General features: G+C 60.2%; 20 protein-coding genes. 3 read left to right on the top strand and 17 right to left on the bottom strand.

Going from position 1 to position 22,011, the window contains the following annotated elements; genetic code table 11:
• Positions 1-17: 17 nt before the first annotated feature.
• The 6 genes from I7X13_RS16795 to recA form a co-directional block, all read right to left on the bottom strand.
• Positions 18-731, bottom strand: a complete 714-nt coding sequence (locus tag I7X13_RS16795) for an RluA family pseudouridine synthase (RefSeq protein WP_198076354.1) — start codon at positions 729-731, stop codon at positions 18-20.
• Between the two features lie 25 nt (positions 732-756).
• Positions 757-1,827 (bottom strand): sensor histidine kinase, encoded by a 1,071-nt coding sequence (locus I7X13_RS16790; RefSeq protein WP_198076353.1) that lies wholly within the window; start codon positions 1,825-1,827, stop codon positions 757-759.
• Positions 1,828-1,964: 137 nt separating this feature from the next.
• A complete protein-coding gene (locus I7X13_RS16785; RefSeq protein ID WP_198069878.1) occupies positions 1,965-2,660 on the bottom strand; it encodes a response regulator in 696 nt (231 codons plus the stop codon).
• A gap of 69 nt (positions 2,661-2,729) precedes the next feature.
• Positions 2,730-3,398: a hypothetical protein gene (locus I7X13_RS16780; protein ID WP_198076352.1), complete on the bottom strand. Its 669-nt coding sequence runs from the start codon at positions 3,396-3,398 to the stop codon at positions 2,730-2,732.
• Positions 3,399-3,476: 78 nt separating this feature from the next.
• Positions 3,477-4,295, bottom strand: coding sequence for a DUF3108 domain-containing protein (locus tag I7X13_RS16775; protein WP_198076351.1), 819 nt, complete (start codon positions 4,293-4,295; stop codon positions 3,477-3,479).
• Between the two features lie 147 nt (positions 4,296-4,442).
• Positions 4,443-5,495 carry a recombinase RecA gene (recA, locus tag I7X13_RS16770; RefSeq protein WP_198070074.1) on the bottom strand — a complete coding sequence of 351 codons (1,053 nt, stop codon included), beginning with the start codon at positions 5,493-5,495 and terminating at the stop codon, positions 4,443-4,445.
• Positions 5,496-5,936: 441 nt separating this feature from the next.
• On the opposite strand from recA, the gene I7X13_RS16765 reads away from it, so the two are divergent.
• Positions 5,937-6,956, top strand: coding sequence for a hypothetical protein (locus I7X13_RS16765; RefSeq protein ID WP_198076350.1), 1,020 nt, complete (start codon positions 5,937-5,939; stop codon positions 6,954-6,956).
• Between the two features lie 6 nt (positions 6,957-6,962).
• Here the strand turns inward: I7X13_RS16765 and I7X13_RS16760 are convergent, their stop codons facing one another.
• The 10 genes from I7X13_RS16760 to I7X13_RS16715 all read right to left on the bottom strand — a co-directional run bounded on the left by I7X13_RS16760 (position 6,963) and on the right by I7X13_RS16715 (position 18,849).
• The gene (locus I7X13_RS16760) at positions 6,963-7,508 is read right to left on the bottom strand and encodes a GNAT family N-acetyltransferase (RefSeq protein ID WP_198076349.1); all 546 of its coding nucleotides are present in this window, start codon (positions 7,506-7,508) and stop codon (positions 6,963-6,965) included.
• Between the two features lie 70 nt (positions 7,509-7,578).
• Positions 7,579-8,004, bottom strand: a complete 426-nt coding sequence (locus tag I7X13_RS16755; RefSeq protein WP_198076348.1) for a hypothetical protein — start codon at positions 8,002-8,004, stop codon at positions 7,579-7,581.
• 78 nt (positions 8,005-8,082) lie between these two features.
• Entirely contained in the window at positions 8,083-9,048 is a 966-nt protein-coding gene (locus I7X13_RS16750; RefSeq protein WP_198069884.1) for an AAA family ATPase, read from the bottom strand.
• Positions 9,049-9,184: 136 nt separating this feature from the next.
• The gene (locus I7X13_RS16745; RefSeq protein WP_317191583.1) at positions 9,185-10,564 is read right to left on the bottom strand and encodes a peptidylprolyl isomerase; all 1,380 of its coding nucleotides are present in this window, start codon (positions 10,562-10,564) and stop codon (positions 9,185-9,187) included.
• A gap of 239 nt (positions 10,565-10,803) precedes the next feature.
• Positions 10,804-13,119 (bottom strand): peptidylprolyl isomerase, encoded by a 2,316-nt coding sequence (locus tag I7X13_RS16740; protein ID WP_198076346.1) that lies wholly within the window; start codon positions 13,117-13,119, stop codon positions 10,804-10,806.
• 184 nt (positions 13,120-13,303) lie between these two features.
• The gene (locus tag I7X13_RS16735; RefSeq protein ID WP_198069887.1) at positions 13,304-13,717 is read right to left on the bottom strand and encodes an ATP-binding protein; all 414 of its coding nucleotides are present in this window, start codon (positions 13,715-13,717) and stop codon (positions 13,304-13,306) included.
• Positions 13,718-13,819: 102 nt separating this feature from the next.
• The gene (locus I7X13_RS16730; RefSeq protein ID WP_198069888.1) at positions 13,820-14,149 is read right to left on the bottom strand and encodes an STAS domain-containing protein; all 330 of its coding nucleotides are present in this window, start codon (positions 14,147-14,149) and stop codon (positions 13,820-13,822) included.
• Between the two features lie 21 nt (positions 14,150-14,170).
• Complete coding sequence (locus I7X13_RS21950; RefSeq protein ID WP_198069889.1) at positions 14,171-15,670, bottom strand: PP2C family protein-serine/threonine phosphatase; 1,500 nt, start codon at positions 15,668-15,670, stop codon at positions 14,171-14,173.
• Between the two features lie 198 nt (positions 15,671-15,868).
• Positions 15,869-17,347, bottom strand: a complete 1,479-nt coding sequence (gene guaB, locus I7X13_RS16720) for an IMP dehydrogenase (RefSeq protein WP_198076345.1) — start codon at positions 17,345-17,347, stop codon at positions 15,869-15,871.
• A gap of 89 nt (positions 17,348-17,436) precedes the next feature.
• Positions 17,437-18,849 (bottom strand): alpha/beta hydrolase-fold protein, encoded by a 1,413-nt coding sequence (locus tag I7X13_RS16715; protein ID WP_198076344.1) that lies wholly within the window; start codon positions 18,847-18,849, stop codon positions 17,437-17,439.
• Positions 18,850-19,082: 233 nt separating this feature from the next.
• Between I7X13_RS16715 and I7X13_RS16710 the strand changes: the two genes are divergently transcribed.
• Both I7X13_RS16710 and I7X13_RS16705 read left to right on the top strand, forming a co-directional pair.
• Positions 19,083-19,934 carry an oxidoreductase gene (locus I7X13_RS16710; RefSeq protein ID WP_198076343.1) on the top strand — a complete coding sequence of 284 codons (852 nt, stop codon included), beginning with the start codon at positions 19,083-19,085 and terminating at the stop codon, positions 19,932-19,934.
• A 137-nt stretch (positions 19,935-20,071) separates the two neighbouring features.
• Positions 20,072-20,914 (top strand): FRG domain-containing protein, encoded by an 843-nt coding sequence (locus tag I7X13_RS16705; RefSeq protein ID WP_198069893.1) that lies wholly within the window; start codon positions 20,072-20,074, stop codon positions 20,912-20,914.
• 80 nt (positions 20,915-20,994) lie between these two features.
• Here the strand turns inward: I7X13_RS16705 and I7X13_RS16700 are convergent, their stop codons facing one another.
• A complete protein-coding gene (locus tag I7X13_RS16700) occupies positions 20,995-21,909 on the bottom strand; it encodes a fatty acid desaturase (RefSeq protein WP_198069894.1) in 915 nt (304 codons plus the stop codon).
• Between the last annotated feature and the right edge of the window lie 102 nt (positions 21,910-22,011).

Below are 22,011 nucleotides of genomic sequence, written 5' to 3'. Positions count from 1 at the left end.
TGCATCGGCCACTGGGGCTACGCCAGCTGCCGCAGCGTATCTATCAGCACCCGGAAATCTTTCGGATACGGCGCTTCTACTGATATTTCTTCGCCGTCCAGGCCGGTGAATTGCAGCTTGAGGGCGTGGAGGGCAAAGCGCTTGATGAACGGCTGCTCTTCCTCGCCCTCTTTCATGTTGAATTTTTTCTTCAGCGAAGACAGGTAGAAGTCCTCCCCGCCGTAGTCCTTGTCGCCAATAATCGGGGCCTGCAGGTACATCAGGTGCAGGCGAATCTGGTGCATGCGGCCGGTGACGGGCTCGCAAAGAATGAGCGAGTGGCGGGTGAAGTTTTCGAGGGTGGTGAAGTAAGTTTCGGCGGGTTTACCCTTGTAGGCGAGGCGCGCTTTGCCGCGGCTGGTGGTTTCGATGCTGCGTTCCACTAACTGGTGGTCGAGCTGCGGGGTGCCCCACACCACGGCGTGGTACTGCTTTTTCACCTCGCGGTTCTCGAACTGCATGGCCAGGTGGCGGTAAGCCGCCGGGGTTTTGGCGAAGGCCAGCGCACCGCTGGTTTCGCGGTCGAGCCGGTGAGCCGCCTGAATGTCGTCGTGGTGCTGGCGGGCCAGGCGCAGCATGTTGGGCGCGCCGCCCACCCGCTCGTCGAGCGTGGCCAGAAACGGCGGCTTATTGACAACGAGGTAGTCGTCGTTTTCGAAAATAACGAGGTCGGAGAAATTCGGGAGCTTCATAAGAGACCGCAAAGGTACGACGGCCTCAGGCCGCGCTTCCCACCGCGCCGCTTTTGGGCTTATTCAGCTTGAATTCCAGCGTGGTGCCTTCGCCCACCGTGCTTTTCACCTTGATGGTGGACTTGTGCGCCTCCACAATGTGCTTGCTGATGGCGAGCCCCAGCCCGGAACCACCCGACTCGCGTGAGCGGCTTTTGTCGATGCGGTAAAAACGCTCGAAGATGCGCCCCTGATGCTCGGGGGCAATGCCCGCGCCGTCGTCGCGCACGGCAATGCGAACGGACCGGCCGCTTTCGACCAATGAAACTACGACGCGGCCTTTGTCGCGGCCATATTTGATAGCGTTGTCAATCAGATTGATGAGGACTTGGCGGATGCGGTTGCGGTCGGCCACTACCAGCAGGCCGGTCTCAGGCAAGCTTGGTGGAAATAGTTCCAGGTGGGTGCCGCGGCGGGCGGCCTGCTGCTCCAATAGCTCGAAGATTTCACGCACCAGCACAATCAAATCGAAGCGTTGGCGGCGCATGCGCACCACGCCTTTTTCGAGCTGCGCGATGGTGACCAGGTCCTGCACCAGCGCATCGAGCGTGTCGAGGCTGGCAGCAGCCTTGGCGAGGAACTTGCGGCGGGTGGCCAGGTCGATTTCGTCGTCCTCGTCATCGAGAATGGTGTGCACGAAGCCCTGGGCGGCAAAAAGCGGCGTTTTGAGCTCGTGCGACACGTCGGCCAGGAACTCGCGGCGCAGGGCCTGCAGGCGCACCAGTTCGTCCAGCTCCTGCTGGCGTCGCTCGGCCATTTGCAGGATTTCATCGCGCACGCGCTTCACGGGCTCGGGCCGAAACAGGAACTTGTTACTCAGCTTCTTGAATTCCTTGCGCTTGATGTGCTCCAAGCCAGCGTAGATGCCGTTGATTTCCTTGAAAATCAGGGCTTCAAACGACAAGTATATCAACAAAAAGCACGCTGCCACCGTGATGCCCGCTGCCAGAAAAGCCTCCCGAAACGGCAGCGTGGGGCCAATGCGAGCATAGGTGGTGAGCACGCACGCCACCAGCAGCGCAATAAGGATGGCAATGGTGCGAGAGGAGAGGTTCATATCATTTTGAACTGTTCGGGTAAAAATAAGTCATCCTGAGCGCAGCGAAGGACCTTTTCACGCCCGAACAACGATGGTTCAACCGTGAGAAAGTCCTTCGCTACGCTCAGGATGACAGAACAATATAGGTGACTGATTTAGTCCGCGTTGAACTTGTAGCCCACGCCCTTGATGGTCTGGATGTGGTGGTCGCCCACTTTTTCGCGCACTTTGCGCACGTGCACGTCCACGGTGCGGGCCAGCACAAACACGTCGTTGCCCCAGATATTCTGGAGCAGCTCTTCGCGGTTGAAGACCTTGTGGGGCGAGGCAGCCAGGAAGGACAACAGCTCAAACTCCTTCTTGGGCAGGGTGATTTTCTTGCCGTCCTGGTACACGGCGAAGGCGGTGCGGTCGATGCGCAGGCCATTGATATCGATGGCATCGACGGCGGCGTGGGGGTCCTGGTCGCGGCGCTTCACGGCGGCCAAGCGGCCGAGCAGGGCGCGCGGCTTGATGGGCTTGGCGATGAAGTCGTCGGCCCCGGCCTCGAAAGCGGCCACTTCGGAAAACTCCTCGGCGCGAGCGGTGAGGAACAGGATGTAAGTGTCCTTGAACCTCGGGTTTTCGCGTAGCAGGCGGCAGGCGGCAATGCCGTCGAGGTTGGGCATCATCACGTCTAGCAGGATGATGTCGGGGTGAAACTCGGCGGCTACGTCCAGAGCTTTGCGACCGTCGGAAGCGGAGGCGGTTTGGTAGCCCTCTTTTTTCAGATTGAACTCCAGCAGCTCGACAATGTCCGGGTCGTCATCAACCACGAGAATCTTGTACACGGGCGTTTTGGCAGCAGTCACGGCGTTGGGGCTTAGGTGAAGCAAGGCAATGTTTCCGCAAAAGTACCGCCTGCGGCGGCCGGCGTCATGTTACGATTGTGTGACGTCCGGCAGCTGAGAGGGGAGGCACAGCGCCACAATGAAAAAGCCATTCAGAAAAGCATACAGCAGGGCATGAATGGCCCAGATGTTCAGGCTGAGCTCTTTGGAATGGAACAGGACCAGGTTGCTGGTAAGAAAAATTAGGCTGTTGGCCGAAAAATACAGAAACACGCCCGCCGAAATCCAGAACACGGGCTCGCGTTCCAGTGGTGCCAATGACACCGGAAGGGCTTTAAGAACGCGCCGATAATACAGCACCACCAGCAGCAGCATGGCCACACTTTCGATGAAATGCTGGATGGGGCTGAACTCGACCGTGCCAGGCTGGGGCCAGCTGGTGAGCGCCGTGCCCACCACAAACAGCCCAATGCCAACCGGCAGATACCGGGCCACGGGATGCGGCCACAGCACCCGTCGGTATATCAGCCCTAGCAGCGTGAATTCAATGGCGGTATCGATGGGGGCCAAAAATAGATTGGGCCGGTGCTGGCGCTGAAGCCACATGGCCACCGCCGTGACCAGTAGGGCCAGCCAAGACAGCCACACTAAATAGCGCCGCACGGCCTCGTACCGGCGGTACCGCACCAGCCCCACCATACACGCCACCACCAGCGGAACCGGGGATAAATTGACGATAAGCAGCGGGATGGAACTCATGGCTACTACGAAAGTAACCCATGAGGCCAAGCCGGCAATGAATTATGAAGAATGACTGAGTGGACTGCCCGGCCCGGGCTAGTTGGCCAGGTTCAGTTTCCATTTCAGGCCCTGGTAGCGCACCATATCTACCTTCACCGTGCCCACAAACATTTCCGCCTGAAACAGCACCGGAATCTTGTTACGGTCGTCGGAGAGATACACCGAAATGGCGTTTTCGCCCCGAAACAGCTTGTTGTTGGGCATTTTGGGCACCAGTTTGAAGGCACGCACGTCGCCGGCTTTGGTTTCCACTACTTCGCGGCCCTTGTACACCACGTCCAGAATGAAATTATCACCGTCGAAATAGCCAGGCATCCGCACCACGTCGCCCACCTTCATGCGGTCGAAGTTGAGGGTGCGCAGGTAATAAAAGCCGCTCACGAGCTCCAGGGTATTGTTGGCCACCTTCACGGTGGTGCGCTTGGGGTTATCCTTGTTGTGGTCCTGCACCTCGGCTACATCGTGCAGGTGGTCGAAATCCACGGTTTCCTTCTTGCGGTAGTTTTTCTCGGCAATGTCGCGCTGGGCGCGGATGGGCAGAATGCTGGTAGTATCGATGTAGGCGCGCCACTGGTCGCGGATGCGCAGGAAAAAATCGAACGAACCGGTGGTTTTGCCGCTCACGGTGGCCTTGTAGCAGGGCCGGTCGTTCACGCGCTCCAGGCTGCCGGCCGTTTCCACGGTGGCTTCGCCGCCGTTGATGAGGCCGTAGTGCACCGTGTACTTGATGTTTTCCCCGCGGCCAAAACTGTTCTGCGGAACGCTGCGCACAGCATCGCCAGGCCCCATTGCGAGCTGGGCCGAAGCCAGTAGTACCAGGAGGGCAGGAGTAAGAAATAACCAGCGGCGCGTCATAACAATAACTATAATAAAAAGAAGGGGCAGCCTGGCCCTAGACAAACGTAATGCCAGCCCCGGAGCTAAGGTAAAGGTACGAACATAAAAAAAGCCCGTTGCGATTTGCAACGGGCTTTGGATTATTCGCGGAAGACGCGATGGTGCTTACAGCGTGTCGTCGCCATCTTCGGGGCCGCTCATGTCCACGGGGATGACGTCTTCGTCGCCCTTGGCCATCTGGCGGATTTTGGCTTCGATTTCGTCGGCCAGTTCGGGGTTATCAAGCAGCAGGGTCTTCACAGCTTCGCGGCCCTGGCCAATTTTCTGGTCGCCGTAGCTGAACCACGAGCCCGACTTGGCAATGATGCCCATGTCGACGCCGAGGTCCACAATCTCACCGACTTTCGAGATGCCCTGGCCGTAAATGATGTCGAACTCGACCACCTTGAAGGGCGGCGCCACTTTGTTCTTCACCACCTTCACCTTGGTGCGGTTGCCGGTCACGTTGTCCTTGTCCTCCTTAATCTGGCCGATGCGGCGAATATCGAGGCGCACGGAAGCGTAGAATTTCAGGGCGTTACCACCAGTGGTGGTTTCGGGCGAGCCGAACATCACACCGATTTTCTCGCGCAGCTGGTTGATGAAGATGCACAGGCAGCCCGTCTTATTGATGGTGCCGGTGAGCTTGCGCAGGGCCTGGCTCATGAGGCGGGCGTGCAGGCCCACTTTCGAGTCGCCCATGTCGCCTTCGAGTTCGCCTTTCGGCACGAGGGCGGCCACGGAGTCAATCACACAGATGTCCACGGCACCCGACGAAATCAGCTGGTCGGCGATTTCGAGGGCTTGCTCGCCGTTGTCGGGCTGGGCGATGAGCAGGTTGGCAGTGTCGATGCCCAGCTTCTGAGCGTAGATGGGGTCGAAGGCGTGTTCGGCGTCGATGAAGGCAGCCATGCCGCCGGCTTTCTGGGCTTCGGCAATGGCGTGCAGCGTGAGCGTGGTTTTACCGCTCGATTCCGGCCCGTAAATCTCCACGATGCGGCCCTTGGGCAGGCCGCCGATGCCGAGGGCAATGTCGAGCGACAGCGAACCCGTGCTGTTGGCCGGAATGTCGCCTACCTTCTGGTCGCTGAGCTTCATCACCGTGCCTTTGCCGTAAGCTTTGTCCAGCTTATCGAGCGTGAGCTGGAGGGCTTTCATCTTTTCGGCCGCGATGCTCATGTCGCCGCGTTCTGCTTTTTCAGCTTTGTCGGCTTTCGGAGCCGCTTTGGTAGCTAGTGCCATGTGGGGTGTTTAAAAAAAACGGGTTAGGTTTGGTAAAGTTAACGGTTTTGGCCGGGCCGCAATCGAATAAATCTATTCTTTGTTAAAAGCCCCAAACGGGCTGTTTTGCGGCGGCTTTTTCTAACACAACGACTCCCGGAATCGTGCCGCAGAAAGCGGAAATATATGAGGAATTATCTAAAAATATTAGTTGCCCTTGTGGCTGTGCTAATTAGAGTAGAAACGGTACAGGCGCAACTGGACAATCGGGCATTTACATCTGCTCGCCCTGGCGCTCCCAGAGACGAATTCGTTTGCTTAACTCCGCTTTTCCAAACGTCTAAGCAATTTGATGATTCTATTTCCGGAATGGGTAATTCAGGTGAGCTACGGGTTTCTATGAATGCCTTCACCTTCTTCAAGGACAACGAATACTTCAACAAGATTGTGGACGGCTACACGCTGTACGGCACGCAGCTGAACCCGCAACTCGTGTATTATCCTACCAAAGACCTGCGGCTGGAAGGTGGCATCTTCCTTTGGAAAGATTTCGGCAACCCCGTGCTGAAGGCAGTGCGCCCCACATTCCGGGCCACCTGGACCACGGGCAAGCAGCAGATTATTCTGGGCAATATCCGGGCAAATCTGCACCACAACTACATCGAGCCGATGTTCAACTTTGAGCGGGTGATGCTGAATCCGCTGGAAGAAGGTATTCAGATGCGCTACCAGGGCAAGCGGCTGTTTGTGGACCAGTGGGTGGACTGGCAGCGCCAACAGTACCGCTACAGCAACTACCAGGAGGAAGTGGCCGGTGGCCTGAGCACGAGCTACCGCATCAGCCCCGACGGCAGCCAGTGGACGGTGGCCCTGCCGTTTCAGTTCACGGCCATTCACCACGGCGGGCAGATTGATACGCTCGACAAGCCCCTGCAAACGGTGTTCAACGAAGCCTTCGGCCTGGAAGCGCGCCGCGCCCTGAGCGGGCCCACGGTGCGGGCCTTTCGGTTCAACGGCTACGTGCTCGGCTACCAGGATTATTCCTTCACCAAGGGCCAGTTTCCGTTTCAGTACGGCCGGGGCCTGTATTTGAACGGCACCCTGGAAACCCGCTACGCTGACGTGATGGTAAGCTACTGGCAGGGCTCGCGCTTCATGGCACCGCTGGGGGGCGATTTGTACCAAAGCGCCTCGCGCACGGTGTCGAACCCGGATTTTTTGGACCCCAAGCGCAAGATTATCATGGTGCGGCTGCTGCGCGATTTCCGCATTTCCGACGGTGCGGCGCTCACGGCGCGGGTCGAGCCGGTCTTTGACCTCAATGCCAAACTGCTCGATTATTCTTTCGGGATGTACTTCAACTTCCGGCAAGACTGGCTGCTGGGCAACGTGGGCCGGCGCGTACGGGTGGGCCAGTAGCTTGAGCTAAGGTTTTGCTAGCCAGAAGCGCCGGATTTCGCTCAGTGCATCGGAATTACGGAACCACATGGGGCGCTTAGGCGGCGGCTCGGGCTGGAAACCCACGGCGCGGGCCACGGCCTGCCCGCGCGCATTGCCTAAGAAGCAGCGCACCAGCAGCCGCTGGCTGCCCACGGCCTCAAATCCAAAGGCAATGATGGCCGCCAGGGCCTCGCGGGCATAGCCGTGGCCCTCGGCCCGGGCCGAGAGATAGTAGCCAATTTCGGCCTGGCCCTTGTGCTGCGGCATCAGGCAGATATCGCCCACGTACTCGGCCGTGGCGCGGTGCCAGATGCCGAACACATAGAAGCGACCCGTGCGCCAGTCCTCGGCAAAGGCGCGGAGCGAAACCACGGCATCGGACACAGAGCGCACGGCCTGCAGGCGGTCGGGGAAGGAGGGCTGGAAGCGGGGGCGGTCGGCGTGCAGCAGCGCGAAAAACGCGTCGGCGTCGGCTGGCTCGTAGGGGCGCAGACAGAGGCGTTCGGTGTAAAGCGGGGCACGTGACAGCATAGGCAGCGAACTACGAAAAAAAGGGCCGCATCCGTGCCCGGATGCGGCCCTTTTACAAGAAATAAGCGGGCTATTTGTTTACGCCCACGTACTGGCTGGGGCTGCCCAGCGACTGCTGGGTGCGCATTACGTTCACCTGCCGGGCGGCTTCGTTGAAGAATTCGAGGCGGCGGATGAGCATTTCCTTCACCAGCACGCGGCCTTCAGGAGTGCGCATGGTGCCGCGCTTGTCGGCCAGCACGCGCTGCATGGCGGCCAGCGTCTGGCCCTCGTGCTTCATGAACTGCTGCTGGAACTCGGCCAGCCGGGCCACGCCGCTCGCGCTCAGGGCGAAGTCCTCGCCGGCACCTTGATTCAGCACTTCGCACAGCACGTACACTTCGATGGGTAGGCTGGTTTCGAGGGCCGTGGTGCGCAGGTCGAGGCCAGCGGCCAGGGCGTCGAGGATGATGCGCACGTTGCGCTCAAATTGCTGATAGTAGGCTTGGGCTTCCATATTAGGGTCTTGGGTACTTAGGGGCTTGGGTACTTGGTTGGCTTACAGTCTGGCGAAGAAACCAAGACCCCAAGTCCCTTATAACAACTCTTTCACAATCTGTTCCACGCCGATGCCTTCGGCTTCGGCTTTGAAGTTGCGCACGAGGCGGTGGCGCAATATCGGCACGGCCACGGCGCGCACGTCCTCAATGTCGGGCGAGTACTTGCCGTTGAGCAGGGCGTTGCACTTGGCCCCCACAATGAGGTGCTGCGAGGCGCGGGGGCCGGCGCCCCACTCCAGCAGCTGGTTGGTGCGGGCGTGGGCGCGCTCGGTGTTGGGGCGGGTTTTGTGCACAAGCCCTACGGCGTACTCCACCACATTGTCGGCCACCGGCACGCGGCGCACCAGCTCCTGAAAGGCCTGAATGTCGGCCGCGTGCAGCACCTTGTTCACCGTCTGTTTGGCGTTGGAGGTGGTTTGCTTCACGATGTTCAGCTCCTCGGCATAGGTGGGGTAGCCCAATTCGATGTTGAACATGAAGCGGTCGAGCTGCGCTTCGGGCAGGGGGTAGGTGCCTTCCTGCTCGATGGGGTTCTGGGTGGCCAGCACGAAGAACGGACGGCTGAGCGGGTAGCGCTGTCCGGCCACCGTCACGGCGTATTCCTGCATGCTTTCGAGCAGGGCGGCCTGGGTTTTGGGCGGCGTCCGGTTGATTTCGTCGGCCAGGATGATGTTGGCGAAGATGGGGCCTTTCACGAAGTGAAAATCCCGCTGCTGGTTCATCGTTTCCGAGCCCACGATGTCGGAGGGCATCAAGTCGGGCGTGAACTGGATGCGGTTGAACGACAAATCCAGCGAGTCGGCAATGGTCTGAATCAATAGCGTTTTGGCCAGGCCGGGCACGCCTACCAGCAAGCTGTGGCCCTGTGAAAACACAGCCGTGAGCACCAGGCGCACCACTTCGTCCTGCCCCACGATGACCTTGCCGATTTCCTGGCGCAGCTTCTGGAAGGAGGCGGCCAAGGCATCGGCAGCTTCTTTATCGTTTTGGAATTGAGCCATTGAGATTTTTAGGAGGAAGGAGAAAGCCCGTCATACCGAGCGCAGCGAAGCATCTTTACCGCAGTAGTAAAATCAATTACTGATGGCGGCAAGATGCTTCGCTGCGCTCTGCATGACGTTTCGAAGCGCCAGAAAGTTATTTTTCCGCCACGTCCAGCACCTTGCACTGGGCGTATTCCGGCTCCACTTCGAGGTACACCGTGCCGCGGTTTTTGGCAAACCACTCGTCTAGCGCCTTCGTTTTTTTCTCGTTGAGGGCGGCGGCAGCAATTTTCTGGTAGTCGTCCTGCAGGTTGGCCTGGTGGGGCGGCGTGTTCGATTTCAGCCACAGGATGCGCATGGCGTCCTTGCCGTCGTCGGTGCGGTAGGGCATGGGCGGGGTGATGTGGCCCACCTTCATGGTGTCGATTGTAAAGAAGATGGCGGGGTCGAGCTTGTCAAGGGGCAGGCGCGAGCCGCCGTCCTGGCGGTTGGCGAGCAGGCCGCCGTTGCTGCTGCTGGTTTTATCGGAGGAGTTGTCCTTGGCAGCTTTGGCGAAGGTGATGCTGTCGGACAGAATCTGGCGGCGCAGGCGCGTCAGCAGCTTGGCCGAGGCGCTCACGTCGGCCGAGCCGGTTTCGGGCTTCAGCAGGATGTGGCGCGTCGAATACGTGTTGCCTTTGCGCTCGATGAACTGAATGAGGTGAAAGCCGAATTGCGACTGCACCACCGGCGACATTTGGCCGGGCTCCAGCTTCATCGATGCCGCTTCGTATTCCGGCACTAGCTCGCCGCGTTTGAAAAAGCCCAGGTAACCACCTTCCTTCGCCGAGCCCGGGTCTTCCGAATTGGCTTTGGCAAGGGTCGCAAAATCAGCCCCGGCCAGCACTTGCGCCCGGATATCATTGAGCTTGGCAATGGCGGCCTGCTTGGCCTTGTCGTTCACCTGCGCCGGCACCACAATCTGACCCACTTCCACCTCGGTGCTGAAGTAGGGCAGGCTGTCCTTCGGAATGCGGGTGAAGTAAGCGGCCACCTCGCGCGGCGTCACCGCCACCTTGCCGGTGATGGTTTCCTGCATTTTCTGCTGCGTGAGCTGGTCCTTAATCTGGGGCCTTAAGTCGTCTTTTAGTGCCTTGATGGACTTGCCGTATTGCTCTTCGAGGCGCTTTTCGGAGCCAATCTGCTGCGCGAAATAGGCCATGCGGCGGTCTACTTCCCCGTTCACCTGCTTGTCCTCCACCGTCACGGAGTCCACGTCGGCACGGGCCAGCATCAGCTTGTTCAGCACCAGGCTTTGCAGAATTTTACATTTCAAATCCGGCGGCAGCGGCTTGCCTTCGGCCCGGGCCACTTCCTGCGCGTAGATGAGCTCCACTTCGGAACGCAGCACAATTTGGTTGTCTACCTTCACAATAATGCCGTCGAGCAACTGCTGGCCCTTCGGCCGGCTGATACCCAACTGGGCTTGGGAAGCGGGCGCAAAGCCCAGTAACAGCAATAGAGTAAGCAGGGCCGACGCTACAGCGCGATTCACATTAACAAGCATAAAGTCGTATTGAAAAGCCAGTGGACAGATGTCCCGGCCTGGTCCGTGCGGGGCTAACACCCAAACGGCCCCACAAATTTCACCATAAATCCGTTGGCAGGCAAAAACAAGGAGCCCAAGCCCGCCGGGAAGGTTGCAGATAAGCCTAGGTGAATGAGCGAATGGCTGAATGGGTGAATGTTTATTGGTCATTCACCCATTCAGCCATTCGCTCATTCACCCAATGATTACTTGGTTACCAGCTTGCTTACTTCGGCCTCGTTCACTTTCACGGGGCGGGCGGCGCGCATCTGGGCAATCCATTCTTTTTCCAGGTAGGTCTGGTAGTCCGACGTGGCCTGGCCCCGGGCTTCGGCCAGGGTTTTGGGGCCGGCGGGCAGCGTGCGGTCAATGGTGACGGCGTAATAGCGGCCGTCCTTTTGCACGTTGTAGGTGCCGGGGCCTTTGCTCATCAGCTCATCCATCACCTTGTTATCGCCTTTCTGGAACACTTTCTGGCTGATTTGCACCGACAACGGGTTCAACTCGTTCAGCTCCGATTCGATGGCGACGGGGCTGCCGCTGAACAGGGCCACCTGCGCCGAATTATCGGTGCCCGGCTTGGCCTGCACCACTTTGCGAATGCGGCCGGCGGCCACGCCCCGGCGGCGCAGCTGGCGCACCGCTGAGTCGGCGCGGGCGTTGGCCAGGCTGGCTTTTTCGCCCTTCTTCACCCGGCCGGTGATGGTTACCAGCATGCTGGTATCCTGGTTCATGCGCTTGCTGATATCATCCAGCGCTAATACGCCGGTTTTCGCCAGCGCCGTGCCGTTGGTGAAGGTGATGCGGGGAGGCACGCTCCGGGTGAGCGGGAAGCGCCCGGCTTTCATGGCCTGCTGCACGCGGGCCAGCAAGGCGGGTGTGGCGGCGCTCACCACGGTGCCCTGCACGCGCTGGTCCCACTGGTACTTGGCCTGATTGTCAGCGAAGTATTTTTTCAGGCCCACAGTGTCCTCAATAGCCTTGCTCCACACTTTTTCGTCCATCAACTGGAACAGCAGGATGCCGTCGCGGTACTCTTTCACCAGCATGCGATAGTCCTCATACTTGGTGTCGAGGCTGTTTTTCTCGAAGTCGGTCAGGCTTTGCTCTACGTACTGGTCGTAGAGCTGCTGCATGGCGAAAGCCGGCTGTGCGCCCGTGCGGGGCCGCTGGTTTTGCTGCGCATAAGCCAGGAAATCCTTCACCAGATAGGGCTTGCCCTTGATGGTGAAAAGGGTTGAATTGTCGTTGGATGCACCTTTCGCAGCCTTCATTGTAGCTGCGGGGGCCGTGTATTTGAAGCGGCCAGCTACCAGTGCCGTATCAGCTTTGCTGAATGCATAGGTTTTGGCGGCGGCTATTTCCGAGAACTGGTCTTCCTGGCGCACACGCTTCAGGAAAGCGGCTTTGTTGAGCTCCGAACGCGAATCCTTGGCCACCTTGCTTTTCAGGCTGGGCTCCATGTCGGCGAACTTGGCCAAGGGCTGGCGCTCAATCAGCTTGATGATGTGCCAGCCGTAGGGCGTCTGGACTGGGGGCGCGATGTCGCCGGGCTTTTGCAGCTTGAAGGCGGCATCCTCGAACGAGGGAATCATGCGGCCGGTGCCGAAGGGCGGCAGCTCGCCACCGTTGGCCGCCGAGCCGGCGTCTTCCGAGAACTGAGCCACAAGCTTGTCCCAGTTCTCGCCCTTTTTCAGGCGGCTGTACAGCTCGTCGATTTTCTTTTTGGCCGTGAGCGAGTCGTTTTTGGCGGCATTGGCGTTCATGCGAATCATGAGGTGGGCCACCTTGATTTCGCCCTGCGCCGTGCGCTTGTCGTTCACCTTAATGATGTGGTAGCCGAAGCGCGTGCGGATGGGCTGCGACACCTGCCCCACGGGCGTTTTGTAGGCCGCCGACTCAAACGGATACACCATCTGCATGGCCGTGAAGTAACCCAGCTTGCCACCGTTTTCCCGCGCCGAAGGGTCTTCGCTGTTGGCGCGGGCCAGCTGGCCAAAATCGGCGCCGGACAGAGCCTGCTCGCGCAGTTTTACAATCTTCTGGTAGGCAATCAGGGTATCCTGCGGCGTGGCATCGGGCGATACGCGCACAAGGATGTGCGAGGCGTTTACCTCCTGGCCCATGCGGTCGTAAGCCTCGCGCACCAACTGGTCGGTCACGCTTTTTTCGGTAAGGTAGGGCTGGGCCAGTTGCTGGCGGTAGCCCTCCAGCTCGCGCTTGAAGGCTTGCGTGGTATCGAGGCCCTTCTGCTCGGCTTCCAGCACTTTCAGGCGGAAGTTGGTGTAGAGGTCCAGATAGTCATTCACGCTCTGGCGGGTGCCGTAGTCGGGGGCCGAGCTGTTGTTTTTCCGGTAGACGTAGGCAAACTCGTTGGCCGGTACCGGGTAGTTGCCCAGCGTTTCAACGGCCGGACCGACCGCAGTAGAACCCGTGGTGGCCGAAGCGGCCGGTTTGGTGGTTTGGCAGCCAGCCAGCAGCGTAGCGACGGCCGCGCCGGCGTACAGAATGCGTTTATGCATAGGAAAGTTTAGAAGACAAAAGCGCTAAGCCAGTAGTAAGTAGCGGCGCGGGCATAAAATTACCGGTGCGAAATTAACTAAAATCCGGGCGGAATGACGCATGTTCTCGGCCGGAGAGGCGGGATAAAAAAAAGACCGTCGTGCCGGGCACAACGGTCTCAAAAATAAGAGGCAAAAGCAGGGCTCAGGCCAGGTGCTTGCTGAGGTGGCACACGGTGTGGTTGCCACGCGTGAAAAACTCCACGCGGTCCATGAGCCGGTTCACCAGCGTCATGCCCATGCCGCCTTTGCGGCCCTGCTGAATGTAGGCGTGGAAATCGGGACTGGCCGTGGGACCGGGCAGGAAAATGGTGTCGCCATTGTCGGCAATTTCCACGTTAAGGTCCTGTTTATCAAACGCCAGGGTAAGGTCCAGAAACTGGGTTTCATCCTCGCCATTGGCGTGGATGATGAAGTTGGCCACCACCTCATCCACGGCCAGCACTACCTGGTTCACCATCACCTCGGAAAGCGGCCGGGTGTTGAGATAATTCCGCACGAAATCGCGCACCTGTTGCAGGTGGGCACGCGAGCAGGCAATGCGGAGAGCTGACTTCATGGGAAGTTAAGAGTTAGAAGTTAGGAGTTAAGAGTTGGCAGTTGAAATGACAAAGACGACGAATTCAACCGTATAACTTTTAACTCTTAACCCTTAACTGAATTAAGCGGCTTCGGCTTCGGTGAGGCTGGGTACGATGGTCATCAGCGCATCCAAGCCCAGGATTTCAAACACGTTGAATACTTTTTCCTGCATGTTGAAGAACACCAGCTTCACGTTGGCATCCTGAAAGCGCTGGAGGTGCGAGATGAAAACCCCCAGGCCAGCCGAGGAAATATAGCTGAGTTTGGCACAGTCAATCAGGACCTTGCGATAGTTGAGAATGTCGGGCTTGGCCAGCTCGGTGTCAAGCACAATGGCGGAGCTGGCATCCAGCTCGCCATCAAGCAGCAGGGTGAGGGTATCGGCGGAGGGTTGGGCAGTAACTTTCATAATGAGGGCGATACGTCAGGCCTACGGTAGGGGTTGGGCCGACTTGAATTTAATCACGAGCAGGGTCTGGTCGTCGTGGATGGGGAAGCCGTGGGTGAAGGCGTTGAGGTCGTCGAGGATGAAGTTTTTAATGTCTTCGGCCTCTTGGAAATAGCTTTCCTCCAGGCGCAGCTTGAGGCGGTCTTCGCCGTACTCGTCGGTGCCGGAGCCGCCGCGCGCCTCCACAATGCCATCGGTGTAAATCACCATCACATCGCCGGGGCTGTAGTCGTAAAACTGGTTTTTGATGTGCTTCTCGTAGCTCTCGTTGCGGATGATGCCGAGGCCAAGGCCGGCCGAGTCGAAGTAAAAAACTTCCTCGCGCAGGGCGTGGTAGTAAAGCGTGTGGCAATGACCGGCGCGGGCAAATACAAATCCACCCTGCTCATAGTCAATAATATAGAGCGAAGATGTAATGAAAGATGATTTTTCCAGGCAGTGAATGAGGGCGGTGTTGGCCTGGGCCATGAACTTGCTGGGCACCGGGAATTTGTCGCGCTCGTTCTTGGCCAGCGGGTTTTCCTGCATCAGCGAGTGGAAAATCCCCTTCATCTGGGCCATGTGGAAGGCGGCGGTCACGCCCTTGCCGCTCACGTCGCCGATGATGACGGCCAGTCGCCGGCCCGGCAGGTGCAGGAAATCGTAGAAGTCGCCGCCCACTTCCTTAGCCGCCAGCGAGTGCGAGCTGATTTCGAACCAGTTATCGGTGGGCAGGTTTTTAGGAATAAGGCTGTCCTGAACCTGGGAAGCAATTTTTAGCTCTTCCTGAGTGCGCTGATTGGCCAGCGAGGCGCGCATCAGCTCGAGGTTTTCGATGCTGAGCACGGCCTGGCCGGTGAAAGTCTGGAGGATGCTGACATCTTCGCGGTTGAAGGTGCCGGGCTCCACTTTCAGCAAATACAATGTGCCGTAGTTGAAATGCAGGCCACGCAACGGTAGCTGAATGAGCGAGCGGTAGGCCTGCGAGGTGCCCAGAAAGCCGGGGCGGCGGTTCAGGTCGTTGACCACGTGCTCACCCTCCACCAAGGGGTGAGCACGCAGGCCGGCGCGCAGGGCCTCGGCCTGCGCGGGCACGATGTTGTAATACTGTGTGGCGTTGGTGTCGTCGGTGCCGGTATGGTTGGCGTCGAGGTCGAGCCAGGCGGCGTCGGCCCGCACGGTTTGCACTGCCGATTCCAGCAAGACAGTGTACACCTCGGTAGAGGTCTGGCCCCGCTGCACAATCTGGGCCAAGCGCTGCAGGCTTAGTACCTCGCTTTCGCGGAGGGCAGCCGGGGTGGCAACGCTCGAGGTCGCAGAGGCTGCCGGGGCCCGGAAAAACAGCTTAAGCAGTACCGCAAGCGTGCCCAGGTCCGCCAGCAGTAGCAGCCAAGTGGTCCACGGCGCGGCTCCGGGGCCGCCGTCAGCCAACAGATTGCCGACGGCCAGCGCTCCGCTCAGCAGCGCTAAGAGAAAACCAATGTACAGTAACGGATGACGCACAGACAGAAACCAGGAATAACACAAGCACACCAGCCCGCCGCGCCGTCGCCGACGCTCAACCGGCATGCAAGATACAATCGGCTGCCTGAAAAGGCTCCATCCATTGGAAAGCATAAAAAATGGGCAATACCGGCCGTAGCCAGTATTGCCCATTGTAATTCAAAGCACTAATCCAGCTATGGCGGAGTACCAATCGGGCTAGCGGCTCGAATAATTCGGTGCTTCGCGGGTAATCTGTACGTCGTGCGGGTGGCTTTCGCGCAGGCCAGCCCCGGTGATGCGCACGAACTGCGCCGCCTGCAGGGCCTCGATGTTGGCTGCGCCCACGTAGCCCATGCCAGCCCGCAGGCCGCCCGCCAACTGATAAATCACCTCCGATACATTGCCTTTAAACGGCACGCGGCCCACAATGCCCTCGGGTACCAGCTTCTTCACGTCGTCCTCGGCATCCTGGAAGTACCGGTCTTTGCTGCCGTCTTCCATGGCTTCCACCGAGCCCATGCCGCGGTAGCTCTTGTACTTGCGGCCTTCGTAGATGATGAGGTCGCCGGGGGCTTCTTCGGTGCCGGCCAGCAGCGAGCCCACCATCACGGCGGCCGCACCGCCGGCCAGGGCTTTCACCACATCGCCCGAGAACTTGATGCCGCCATCGGCTACCAGCGTCACGCCGGTGCCTTCCAGGCCCTTAGCCGCTTCGAGCACGGCCGAAAGCTGCGGTACCCCAATGCCGGCGATGATGCGCGTGGTGCAGATGGAGCCCGGGCCCACGCCCACTTTCACAACATCGGCCCCGGCGTCGGCCAGGGCGCGGGCCCCGGCGGCGGTGGCCACGTTGCCGGCCATCACGTCTAGGGTAGGGTAGGCAGCTTTGATGGCCCGCACGGCATCCATAACGCCTTTGGAATGGCCGTGGGCGGTGTCGAGGCTCACGATGTCCACGCCAGCTTCGACTAAGGCGGCCACGCGCTGGAGCAGGTCGGGCGTGACGCCCACAGCGGCCCCTACACGCAGACGGCCCAACTGGTCCTTGCTGGCGTGCGGGGCGCGGCGGCGCTTGCGAATATCTTTGTAAGTCATCAGGCCGGCCAGGCGGCCTTCGCTGTCAACCAACGGCAGCTTGTCGACTTTGCTGTCGGTGAGCAGGGTTTCGGCGGCGGCCGGGGTGATGCCGGCGGGGGCCGTTACGAGGCGGGCCAGCGGCACCATCACGGTCGTGACCGGCTGGTTCATGTCCTTCTCGAAGCGCAGGTCGCGGCTGGTAAGGATGCCTTCGAGCACGTGGCCGCTGTTCACCACCGGGATGCCGCCGATGTTGTGCTTGCGCATGAGCTGGCGGGCGTCGGCCAGGGTAGCGGTGGGCGGCAGGGTGAAAGGGTCCTGAATCAGGGCCGACTCGCTGCGCTTCACGCGGCGCACCTGCTCGGCCTGCGCCTTGATGGACATATTCTTGTGAATAATGCCCAGGCCACCTTCCTGCGCCAGCGCAATGGCCATGTCCGACTCCGTCACGGTGTCCATAGCCGCCGAAATCAGTGGGGTTTGCAGCCGGATGTTGGTGGTGAGGCGGGTGCCGGTGTCGCAGTCGCGGGGCAAAACCTCGGAGTATGCTGGCAGCAGCAGTACGTCGTCGTAGGTGAGGGCCTCGAAGGCAATTTTGGGGGTTGCGGAGTCCGCCATGGCAAAAGGGGTTGGGGGTTTAGGCCTTTTGCCAGGCAAAGATACGGCGGGAAGTTGGGTTAGAAGCCCGCCTGCCCGCCGCACTATGATTATTCTTTGGTGAATTTGCTGGTGCCCACCGCGCTGCCTGCCGTGAGGCGCGACAGGTACAGCCCGGAGGCTAGGCGGCTCACGTCTACAGCCTGGCCGTTGCGCACGCGGGTGCGCAGCACGGCCCGGCCCCGCGCATCGCTGATTTCGAGCAGGGCATCGCCGGCCAGGGTAGCGGGCAGCGATACGCGCAATTCGCGGGCGGTGGGGTTAGGGTAGAGGCTCACGGCGAGGGTTTGGGCCGGGCGCGTCGCAGTGGCCGTGGCAGGCGCATACAGCCAGGAGTAGCCGGCCGGAAACTCGCGCTTCCAGAACCATTCGGCGTGCTGGCCGTCGGTGCGGGTGTTGAAGTTGAGGTTGGCGGCCGGCACGCCGCCGCGCTGCAGCGAGTCGCGCAGGGCCTGCATCTGGGGCACCATGGTGGTACTTTCGGTGGTGCCGCTCACGAAATAGAAACGAGTGTTGGGGTTGGCCGGGTGCTGGTGGACGTAGGCAGCCAGCTGCGGGTAGGCAAACCAATAGGCCGGCGAAAACGACGCCACTTTGCCAAATACCGAAGGCTCGCGCAGGGCCGCGTAGGTGGCAATGAGCCCGCCCATGCTGGAGCCGCCGATACCGGTGTTGGCGCGGTCGGGCAGGGTGCGGTAGTTGGCATCGATGTAGGGCTTGAGGGTTTGCACCAAGAAATCGATGTACAAATCGCCTTGGCCGCCGCCGTAGGCCGGGTTGTTCCAGGGCGAGTATTCGTCGAGGCGATTGGCGCTGTTGTCGACGGCTACCACGATGCAGCCGGTGGGGTCCTGGCCGCTGGCGGCCAGCTGGTTCAGGGCCTCGTCCACGCCCCACTCGCCGGCGAAGGAAGTGGCGGCATCGAACACGTTCTGGCCATCCTGCAGATACAATACGGGGTAGCGGCGGCCACTGGTGGCGTAGCCGGGCGGCAGGTAGAGCCACACGCGGCGCGTGCGGCCCAGCTGCGGCATGGCAAACGTGGTCGAAATCACGCTCACATTGGCTGCGGCGGTGGATGTGCCCGTGCCGGGTGTGCCGCCGGCGAGGTCTTCCCAGTTTAGCACCTGGCACAGCACGGTGGCCGGAGCTGTGCTAAAGGTGTAGCTCCGGTTGGGCACCGAGCCATTCGAGGCGTTGGTTTCGACGGCGGCCCAGGAACCGCGCGTAAACTTGTATTCCATGGTGCCGGTGGCGGCGGGCAGCGTGATTTGGTAGCTGCCGTCGGCGTTATGGGTAAGGGCGTGGGCGGCGCTGCCGGGGTTCCAGCTATTGAAGGTGCCGGCGATGTAGAGGGTGGCGTTGGCCGGCGTGTTGGCCGGCACAGCCGTGATTTTGAATGTAACCTGGGCCTGGGCAGTGAAGCCAATAAGCGCCAGCAGTAGCGAGAAAAGCTTTTTCATAGGGAGTGGGTGGGATTGGGAAGGCTGAGCGAATCTGGGCCGCAAAGGTACGGTAGGGGGTAGGGAGCTGTGTAGAGACGCGACACTTCGCGTCTTGTTGTCTGCGCCGCGCGGGTGTCGTTCGGTCTCGCTCAACGACGAGACGCGAAGTGTCGCGTCTCTACACCAAAATGCCGGCAAACAATTCACGGCTCCAACCCGTCTTAGCAGCTACCATTTTATTCAAACCAATTATGTCTGATTCCACTGCCAAAACCTGGTTTATTACCGGGGCCTCGTCCGGTTTCGGCGAAGCCCTGGCCGATTACGTGCTCGAAAAAGGCGACCGCGTGGCCGCCACCTTCCGCAAGCCCGAGCAAGCCGACGAATTCACCAAGAAAGCCGAAGGCCGCACCCTCGGCCTGGTGTGCGACGTGACCGATGAGGCCACCGTCAAAACCGCCATTGCCGATGCCATCGCCAAATTCAATCAGCTCGATGTCATCGTGAACAACGCCGGCTACGGCTCGATGGGCAGCATCGAAGAAGTGCCGGCCGAGGAAGTACAGCGGCAGTTCGATGTGAACGTGTTCGGTGCCCTGCACGTGCTGCGCGCCGTGCTACCGCAATTGCGCAAGCAGCGCAGCGGCCACGTGCTCAACATCACCAGCATTGGCGGGCTGAAAACTTTCCCCGGCGTGGGCATCTACAACGCCTCGAAATTTGCCCTGGAGGCCATTGGCGAGAGCCTGAGCCAGCAGGTGGGGCCGCTGGGCATCAAGGTGACGAACATCGAGCCCAGCGGCTTCCGCACAAAGTGGGCCGGCGAGTCGGCCACCATTGCCGATACCAAAATCGATGATTACCAGGCCACCGTAGGCGAAAACCTGCGCGGCATTCAGGGCTACAGCGGCAAGCAGCCCGGCGACCCGGTGCGCGCTGCCAAGGCCATGTACGACGTGGTACAGCTGGAGAATCCGCCGCTGCACCTGCCCCTTGGCAAAGCAGCCGTGAAGGGTGCCCGCGAGAAGTTCGCAAGCATTGCGAAGGAGCTGGAGCAGTACGCTGAGGTGGGCGACGCGGCCGATTTTCCGGCGGGGGAGTAAGCAACGTATGAGGTAGGGGCGGGGCGTGCCCCCGCCCGGTCGTTGAAGGGAATCGTTGGGTCGGTTCTGACGACTGGGCGGGGGCAAGCCCTGCCCCTACTGCATACAAGCTTTCCAGCCCCGCGTATCTTCGCCCCATGCCACTTTCTGCCAACAACGACTACGAAGCCACTTCCTGGGAAGACCTGCAGCGGTTGCTGTTCCAGAACACCTGGGATGCGCGCATTGGGCGGTTTCGGTCGCCGTTTGTGTACCGGGGCGGCCGCTCGCGCCATTTTCAACTCGAAACCAGCTTGCAGCGGCTGGGCGGTGAATATCAGAACCTGGAGCACCACCTGCTGCGCAACTTCCGCAAGTACGCCCGCGAAAACAGCCTGCCCACCGCCACCACCAGCACCTGGGATTGGCTGGCGCTGGCGCAGCACCACGGCCTGCCCACCCGCCTGCTCGATTGGACGTACTCACCTTATGTGGCCCTGCATTTCGCCACCGACGACCTGGCCGCCTACCACGAAGACGGCATCATTTGGGCGCTGAACTACGTGAAAGCGGCCGAGCACCTGCCCCAGCGCCTGCGCCAGGCCCTGCAGGGGGAGGGGTCCAACGTGTTTACTTCTGAGCTGCTGCAACCCGTGAGCAGCAGCCTGCGCGAGCTCGAAGAGCTGCAGGCCGAGCCTTACGTGCTGTTTCTGGAGCCGCCCAGCCTCGACGCGCGTATTGTGCACCAGTACGCCTTGTTTTCCTTGATGAGCACGGCCCAGAGCGTGCTGCACGACTGGCTGGCCGACCGCCCGGAGCTGTACTTCCGCATCATCATTCCGGCTCGCCTCAAGTGGGAAGTGCGCGACAAGCTCGACCAGGCCAACATCACCGAGCGGGTGCTGCTGCCGGGCTTGGGCGGCCTTAGCCGCTGGCTGCACCGCCACTATTCGCCCCGCGCCGACGGCAAGAACTTTTTGGATGACAATGAGATGCGATAAATGGTGGGTTAGTGGATTGGTGGGTTAGGCTATATCCGCACACCTGATTCCATTCGCCAACCCGCTATCCCACTAGTCCGCTAGTCCTGCCAGGGCCAGCGCCAGCGGAAACTGCGCTCTTTGGCGCGGGCTTTCTGGGTGTGGTCGCGGCCCACCACCTGCACGTCCCACACCAAGCCCACGGCACGCAGGCCGGCCACCAGGTACCAGCCCAGGTCCAGCTCGTACCATTCGGTGCTCATTTTGGCCGAGCTGGGGTGGGCGTGGTGGTTGTTGTGGAAGCCCTCGCCGAACGACAGCGCGCCCAGCACCCAGTTGTTGTAGCCGTGCTCGGTGGCGTCGTCGATGTCGTAGCGGGCGTAGCCGTACTTGTGCGAGATGAAGCCCACAAACCAGTGCCCCAGAATGGTGATGCTGATGCGCAGCGGCACGCACACTATCATCGCCTCAAATCCGAAAAAGGCCCAGATAAGGCCCGCCGCGGCCAATACGTGCAGATACCAGGTTTTTTCGAGGAAGGCCAGCCAGGGGTCGTACAAGTCTTCGTCGGGTATTTCGTAGCGGCCGATGTCGCCCGATTTCAGGGCGAAGTGCAGATTCCAGTAGTAGTCCTTCGCGATGGAGTGGTCGTAGCGGAAGTAGGCCGGGCAGTCGAGCCGGTTCTGCCAGTAGTCGCGGAAATAGTGCACCCGCACCCACGACAGCGGCCCGCCCAGCCCGGTATGCACAAATAAGTAGGCCAGCATGCCGCGCGTGAACCGCGCGCAGCGGTACGAGCGGTGGATAATGCCGCGGTGCAGGCCGATGGAATGCCCGAAGCCTACCGTTACCACCGTAATCAGGGCCGAGGCCAGGCTGCGCGGCCCGGATAAACTGGAAAAGCCCCACACCAATGCGGGCACCAGCATCAGGTAAAGCCAAACAATTTTGAGCCAGCCCGGCGTGAGTTGGTCGCCGGCAATAACCGGCGCTTCGGGAGTAGCAGTAGAAGCCATGTAACTGTGGAAAAAGCTTGATTTTCTACGAAGTTACGTGACGGTTTTTTGGCGGCGAAATGGTTTTTTAGCCAATTCTTCAACTGGGTAAAAGCCGTTGAC

The organism is Hymenobacter negativus, from assembly GCF_016056375.1.
Classification (GTDB): Bacteria; Bacteroidota; Bacteroidia; order Cytophagales; family Hymenobacteraceae; genus Hymenobacter; species Hymenobacter negativus_A.
Note: the sequence above shows the minus strand (reverse complement) of the source record. Positions and strands in the feature narration are given on the sequence as shown.